Source organism: Pseudoflavonifractor capillosus, assembly GCF_016902575.1.
GTDB classification, from domain to species: Bacteria; Bacillota; Clostridia; order Oscillospirales; family Oscillospiraceae; genus Enterenecus; species Enterenecus capillosus_A.
Genome location: NZ_JACSNZ010000068.1, coordinates 1 through 6,795, shown reverse-complemented (window position 1 = coordinate 6,795; position 6,795 = coordinate 1). Strand labels below are relative to the sequence as shown.

General features: G+C 53.3%; 9 protein-coding genes. 4 read left to right on the top strand and 5 right to left on the bottom strand.

Features of this window, described 5'->3' with window-relative positions; translation table 11 throughout:
- The first annotated feature begins 387 nt into the window (after positions 1-387).
- Positions 388-1,539, top strand: a complete 1,152-nt coding sequence (locus H9X86_RS11410; RefSeq protein WP_204901644.1) for a tyrosine-type recombinase/integrase — start codon at positions 388-390, stop codon at positions 1,537-1,539.
- Between the two features lie 581 nt (positions 1,540-2,120).
- On the opposite strand, the gene H9X86_RS11405 is transcribed toward H9X86_RS11410, so the two are convergent.
- Positions 2,121-2,690, bottom strand: a complete 570-nt coding sequence (locus tag H9X86_RS11405; protein ID WP_204901643.1) for a Uma2 family endonuclease — start codon at positions 2,688-2,690, stop codon at positions 2,121-2,123.
- A 5-nt stretch (positions 2,691-2,695) separates the two neighbouring features.
- Positions 2,696-3,091, bottom strand: coding sequence for a hypothetical protein (locus H9X86_RS11400; protein WP_204901642.1), 396 nt, complete (start codon positions 3,089-3,091; stop codon positions 2,696-2,698).
- Positions 3,092-3,443: 352 nt separating this feature from the next.
- On the opposite strand from H9X86_RS11400, the gene H9X86_RS11395 reads away from it, so the two are divergent.
- Together H9X86_RS11395 and H9X86_RS11390 are read left to right on the top strand one after the other, a co-directional pair.
- A complete protein-coding gene (locus H9X86_RS11395) occupies positions 3,444-3,737 on the top strand; it encodes a hypothetical protein (RefSeq protein WP_204901641.1) in 294 nt (97 codons plus the stop codon).
- Between the two features lie 13 nt (positions 3,738-3,750).
- Positions 3,751-4,644 (top strand): hypothetical protein, encoded by an 894-nt coding sequence (locus H9X86_RS11390; RefSeq protein WP_204901640.1) that lies wholly within the window; start codon positions 3,751-3,753, stop codon positions 4,642-4,644.
- Positions 4,645-4,720: 76 nt separating this feature from the next.
- Here the strand turns inward: H9X86_RS11390 and H9X86_RS11385 are convergent, their stop codons facing one another.
- The 3 genes from H9X86_RS11385 to H9X86_RS11375 all read right to left on the bottom strand — a co-directional run bounded on the left by H9X86_RS11385 (position 4,721) and on the right by H9X86_RS11375 (position 5,995).
- A complete protein-coding gene (locus H9X86_RS11385) occupies positions 4,721-4,909 on the bottom strand; it encodes a hypothetical protein (RefSeq protein ID WP_204901639.1) in 189 nt (62 codons plus the stop codon).
- Positions 4,910-4,980: 71 nt separating this feature from the next.
- The gene (locus H9X86_RS11380) at positions 4,981-5,370 is read right to left on the bottom strand and encodes a phage terminase large subunit family protein (RefSeq protein ID WP_243416941.1); all 390 of its coding nucleotides are present in this window, start codon (positions 5,368-5,370) and stop codon (positions 4,981-4,983) included.
- The gene (locus tag H9X86_RS11375; protein ID WP_204901638.1) at positions 5,360-5,995 is read right to left on the bottom strand and encodes a hypothetical protein; all 636 of its coding nucleotides are present in this window, start codon (positions 5,993-5,995) and stop codon (positions 5,360-5,362) included. Before H9X86_RS11375 ends, H9X86_RS11380 begins: the two co-directional genes overlap by 11 nt.
- 478 nt (positions 5,996-6,473) lie before the next feature.
- Here H9X86_RS11375 and H9X86_RS11370 point away from each other — a divergent pair.
- A partial coding sequence (locus H9X86_RS11370; RefSeq protein WP_204901637.1) for a hypothetical protein occupies positions 6,474-6,795 on the top strand: 322 nt, incomplete at its 3' end.

Genomic DNA, 6,795 nt, shown 5'->3' with positions numbered 1-6,795 from the left:
GGAAATGAGGGATATGTAGCTTGCGACGACGAGAAGCAGGAGAAAGGAGAGGGGTCGCAAGCGCCCCCTCTCCGGCCACAAATGCCCGCAGTGCGGGCATTTTTACAGGTGTCAAACAGGGCGTTGTAAACAGCAAAATACTCCCCCAAGGCTGGCGTGATTCCCCGTATCCTTAGGGCCGCAACAAATTTACAGGGGTTGTGACTGCTTGCGTGGCTCAGGATTTGCGTCGCCTAAACAAAGAAAGCACTTCCCAAAGTAGCACAGTGTTAACAATGAAAACCCCTGACGTGGGAATTGATAACTTTCTCTTAACTCCGCTCGTGTCCCCTGGCTATTCTCTCCTCTCTGTGGTATGTTGTGTCACTGAATAGGAGGTGACCCCAAATGGCAAAGAAGCGAGCCAACGGCGAAGGAAATATCCGAAAGCGAAAGGATGGCCGGTGGGAAGGCCGGTACACCGCCGGGTACGATGCCAAGACCGGCAAGCGGATCATCAAGAATGTACTGGGCAAGACCCAGGCAGCGGTGAAAGAAAAGCTCCAGACGGCCATAGCGGAGTGTCAAGGACTGGATGTGAGCCGCAGCGAGGAATACACCGTGGCCACCTGGCTGCGCACCTGGTACGAGCTGTATGCCAAGCCCAATGTGCGCACCGCCACCGCCAATCGGTATGAACTGATGATTGAACGCTACACCATCCCCAGGATCGGAAACATCAAACTGAAGAAGCTGACCACCCGCCACCTGCAAAAACTCTATAAAGAGCTGCTGGACAGCGGCAGAATCCATGTGGGGAGCAACCAGCCCCAGGGATTGAGCACCACCACCGTCCACAGTGTCCACCTCATGCTCCATGCCGCACTGGAACGGGCGGTAAAGGAGCGGCTGATTCCCAGAAACCCAACGGAGGACTGCGTGCCTCCCAAGCCCAGGAAGGTGGAGATGCAGATTCTCCCGGCCCAGGATATGCACGCATACTTGGAGGCAGCCAAAGCCCGTGACCTGCTCCCCATGTTCTATCTGGAATTGGTCAGCGGCCTGCGGAAAGGGGAGTTGGTAGCCCTTCGGTGGGATGACCTGGACATCCAGAGCAACACCGTCTCAGTGAGCAAGCAATATGTACGCAACCCGGACGGCTCTCTGGAATTAACTCGCCCCAAAACCGAAAATTCTGTTCGGCTGGTGTCCATCCCACAGACGGCGGTGGATTTGCTGATCCAGGAGCACGAAAAACACCCAGATAGCCCCTACCTGTTCCCCTCCCCCATCACCGGGGAGATGTACCACCCCGATTCCGTGGTAAACCTCCACAAGAAGATTCTAAAGGATGCTGGGCTACCCCACATCCGCTTCCATGACCTCCGACATACCTTCGCCACCACGGCCCTGCAAAACGGCGTGGACGTGAAAACCGTATCCTCCATGCTGGGCCACTACGACGCCGGGTTTACCCTCCGCACCTACACCCACGCCACCCGGCAGAAGCAGGACGAGGCAGCGGCCACCATGGGCAACTTTATGGCACAAGTGATGTAACACAGAGAGAAAAAGCCGGATAGGAGGCACAAACTTCCTATCCGGCACTCTTTGACCCTTTCCCTGTGTGGGTCACGGTGTGGGTCAGGTGGTTGCCCCACATTCTGACCCACACAATAAAATCATATTTGGAAACAAAAAAGCCTTGAAAACCGAAGTTTTCAAGGCTTTTTGGAGCTGCTAGGCAGATTCGAACTGCCGACCTCATCCTTACCAAATAACAAAAAGCCGTTGTTGCTTGTTGTTGTTTGTTCTGCCTTATCGTGTGCAATCCCTTGTGCCGCAATACTTACACGGATTTTCTATAGTCTCTTGCTGCTACTTGCGGTAACTTGAAGAATACTGTTTTTTTATGCCCGTGTCGGTTTTGTGTCGGTTTCTATTTGAAGCCGCACCACTTGACCTCATCCTATCCTGCGGCCCCTCTGGGCCGCTTTTTTGCGCTATGTGAGACCCATATAGATTATACCACCAGACAAGCGAAGCCGGAGTGTAGACAAACCACCCTGTGGAAAATTTGCACTTTCAGACTGCCCACGAGCAAAGAGTAGGCCGGGGTAATCACCCAGCCCACTGTGCGTCTATTCTGGAAATACCATGGATAGGTCGATGATGCAGCCATCCAGGACACTTACCCGTATCTTGTCCCCGGCGGCGCCAAAGTCCTTTGCACTGTATCGCCCATCCTCCAGAACAAAGGCCTGTACCGACTTGTCGGCGGGATCGACAATCCAGTACTCCCGGACTCCAGCTCGCTGGTAGAGGTTGAACTTGGTGAAGCGGTCGTGACGCGTAGTAGAAGGAGACAGTATCTCGACAATGAGATCCGGAGCACCCTTGCAGCCAATGTCGTCCAGCTTAGATGGATCACAAACCACAGAGATGTCTGGCTCTACCAGTGTGTCCACATTCTCCGGGCGCTCCTCCTCACTCTCGAACAGCCGGACAGCAAAGGGAGCTGGATAGACCTTGCATTTCTTCCCTCTCAGGTATGCATGGAGCTGGGCCAACAGCTCCATGAGCGCCTCCTGATGCGCTCTGGACGGTGGTGCCATCATTACCGGTACGCCATCGATCAGCTCAATGCGATCCTCTTCGTCCCAGACCAGTGCATCGGCTAGAGTGTAACGTTCTTCTTTGGGTAATGGCACAAAAATCACTCCTTCCCTATTTTGTCCGCTGTAGCCGGATCAATCCCCAGTGTCAGAGATGTTTTATCCAGCTGTACCTGTGTCTGCACCGCCCGCCCGATGAACTGGGGAACCGTTTCCCCAGTGCTGGCAGCTGCATCCTGAGCTGTTTTCAGAACCTCCTGAGATAGCGCTACCCCGGTGTGGTTTTCGCCAACCACAGTACTCTGAGGAGTTGCTTCCTGCTCTCCGATACACCCCAGCACAAATTCCTTGAGGGTCGTATTGGAGGTGCTGCCCTGGTTTTCACAGTAGGACTTAAATTTAGCCGCTTGGGTCCTTTTAATTTTACACCCCAGTGTAGTCATATTCTCTTTGTCCCATTTGGCATTCGCCCGTTTCCTTGATTCAGCGATAGCCATTCGTAACACCACCTTTCGCATCGCTCTTTGATTATATCCTAATTCTAAGATAGTTAACAGTGTAGAATCACACAAGTTTGCACGGTTAACATTGTATATTTTGCCGGTTGCTTTGTACTGCTAACCGTGTTATTATGCTGTCAGAGCAAGGGTACACCGAACCACGCCGGCCCCGTCGAAGGTGAATAATCACACCAAGACCACCACCGCCAGTCGCTTTGCCCTGGCATAAGAAAAGCCCCTTATATCTGCACCAACCAAAGCGAGATACAAGAGGCTCCAGCCCACCTCAAAGGAGGGGGTCGAAACTATCGTACCACGACCTTCTCCCCAAAATCAAGGAGGAATTGTAATGACCCGTGAAATGAAATTGGCTATCGTAGAGGATATTCTTACCGGAATCGTCTGCTCCGAGGTTTGGTCCCGTGAGCAGCTAAACGACACAGGGATCGTTGAGAATACCGCCCAGCTGGAGAAGGTTATGCACACTGTCTCAAAGTATGTGCCTGAGGCCGTGATGTGCGAGTTAGATGATGCCATTACCAACTACACCGGGGCCTATGAGCAGGCAGCCATCCTGTTTGGTATTCACACCGCCGATGCACTTCGAGAAATTACCGCCGGCATCAACTGCGTCACGGTGTAAAGGAGGAATAATCATGAGTAAAAACGTTTCCACTTCATCTGCCAAGCACCCCAGTTCCATGTGCTCGGAAGGGTATGCCCCCGCTCCGTTCCCTGAAGACCTCTATCAAACAATTGCCACCCGTTTGAGTCATCGCCACCGAAAGCACCACTATGACGCTTGGCCGATCATGTCCTCACCAGCCATGTCCTATTACCCCAATATTCTGGCCGAACTAGATGCTTCCGGTTGGTGGCTGGATCACATTGCAAGGTGTGCGGAGGTCTCCCAATCCATTATGGTCGCAGCCATGGTAGACAACGGGGATCTGAGTGTCCCAGAAATACATCGGCTAGCGCAAAACTTTGGGTGCAGGTTGGAATACATCGCCGCACCCGTACTCTCCCTTGTTGATCCGTCTACAAACAAGGGGAGGTGCCGTCGTCGCCAGCTAAAGGAGTTGGTGCACCGGACAGATGGAATGGATCGTTTCCTCTACGACCTAAACTCCAAAGATGTGCTTCCCACCCTGGAGAGCGGCCAGCCTGTTACCTATGCCGCCTATCGGTGGGCATGTAAAAGGTTACTAGACCTTCTGGATCAAAAGACACGAGACATAGCCAAGCAACAGCGCACCAGAACAGCTCCTCTGCCCACAAAATCGGAACAAAACGTTCAACCTACCAGTTTAACTACCAGAATTCAAATAGCTCGGAAGCGAAAAGATGCTCAAGCACTTGCTGACAGGCTGAGTTGGATACGAGAGTATGTGTCCAACACTAAGATTCTGGGCGAAGAGGAATACGCAACGACTGAAGATCTGTTTGCCCTTGCAAAGCTCTCGACACAAGATTTGTTTGGAGCATTTATTCTCGCTATTGAATACGGCCGTGCCATAGGCTATCAAACTGCACAATCGGAGCTGTAATACGATAGGAAAGGGGAGCGGGTGTCGCCGTTCCCCTTTCCTATCGTATTACAAACTGCGGTCTGAAAGTGTGTACTCACTTTGTTTGTGGGCTGTTAATGGGCTCACTTTTTAGCCTCCTGCGTTCAGTCTCTCTATCCAGCATCTCTCGTCCACATGGCTGACTTAAGACGTGTTTCACTAAATCCAGGGCTGCCCTAGCAAGTTTTATTCTCACATGGTCTGGGATTTCCGATAGGTTTATCTCCAACTCTTGTTTGTCCATCGTTTGTACCTCCACATATTAGAATAAGATGATTATATAATGACATGGTGCAGCTGCCTACGCAAGCTGCACTATTTTTTTCTACCATCTGTGTCGATGGTCGTCGGGTGGACGAACAGGATGGAGCCAGGGTCCTCGTCAATAATGTAGCCGATGGTGTTATTGAGAAACTCCGACTTTCCCACCTGGGACGCCGCTACCATGACGATACGGTGTACCCTGGGATCGGTAAAAGCATCCATGGGCTCCCGGAGGTAAGGGGTGCGGTCGGTACGCCAGGGGCCAGGCTCTGCGCTGGCCTCGGTGGACAGACGCCGGTTTTTCTCCGCCCATTCCGTCACGGTCAGGTCATCCGGCGGCTTCATGCCGGCCAAGACCTTCGTGATGACGGCATTCAGCCTCTTTACACGCTCACGGGTCTCTTTCTCCTCAATGAGCCGACGCGTTTCCTTATCCGTCATCGGCATCACGCCCGCTGTCAGCTTCCCAGGCCCTCCGCTCCCGGACGCGCTCCTCGTATTTCTTTGGGTCATAGCGGTAGTTGGAGAGCTCCCGCATAGCCTTGTTGACCTCGCGGCGGATAATCTCGGCGGCCTCCGCTGGGGAGTTTGCCGAAGCCACGTCCACGGCCAGACGGCCGGGCAGGGCCATCATTGCCCCGCGGATGGCGTATATCAAATCGGTGGTCATCGCGGCCACGTCCTCGCTTCGGTGCATTTTCCCCTGGAGCTCGTCGGCCTCGGCCTTGGCGATGTTGGCCTTGGCAACCTTCATCGTCACGTCAGCGGCCGCCTTCGCCTTTTCCTGTTTGGCCTCTCGTTCGATTTCCTCCTTGGTCTTGATCGGCCCCGCGCGGGCCTCCAACATGGAGCAATAGGCGCGCACGGCCTCGGTGACGTCGAACAAGCTCCCGTGCGGGGTACTGCGCTTGTGCAGCGTCCCTTGGGCTACCAGCTGTCCGATCCACTGGTTGCTTTTCCCGGTCATTGAGCAGATGTCGGCGGTCTTAACGTAGACGGACGTTCCGGCGCGCAGCACGTACACGGCTCCATCCTCTACGACCACATCCTGCTTTTTTGCCGCCATAGGCCACGCTCCTTTCCCATGTCTTGGCCCTCCGCCCGACGTCCTGGGCGTTTCCACGCCAGGCGGAAAGTCAAAAAGCTGATAATTTCACACAAAATTTCAATTAAAGTTACCCTTTTCTCGCGCACTAACTATGCGTTTTTTGGGGTCGACGAGCCCGCAGCTAAGGGGGACGCCCCGTCACAGTACCTTGCGCCCACACCTTCCCTTAGCATCCGCAAAGCCATCATACAGGGCTTGCAACGCCTCACAGCGCCACGACATGGCAACGCCCAGGGCAGAACACGCTTCACGCTCTCATGCGCTCTACGGGCCTGTCCTGGGCTGTGCCGTGTGGGTCAGCGTGTGGGTCATGGCAACCAGGGTATTAATCATGTTGCTCATTCCCCCAACATCAGCGTATGCGCCCATACCAGCCCTGTGGCACAAACCTTTTTTCTGTGCTATACTGTGCTCAAAACTTATGTGAGGTGGTCACATGAATCAGGAACTTCTCCATGAGATGCAGCGCTTCTATGACCGATTAGAGAAAAGATCGGGGCAACTATTCCACGCCATGTTTCACAGGGTCTTTGAATTGGAAATAGGATGGTATAGTGGTCACTATCACAAAATGGAAGATGGAACCTGGACTCGAGAAGCCTATCCTATTCCGGTGATTGGGGTGAAAGGCTTTTGCGATATTGAAGTGCAACCGGATCACATTTCCGTGTCCACAAAACTAAAGCGTTCCACTGCCCTGAACTATTCTTTTGTCAAGTTTGCTGAATATGACTTTGAAGCCTACGGCGTGGAGGACT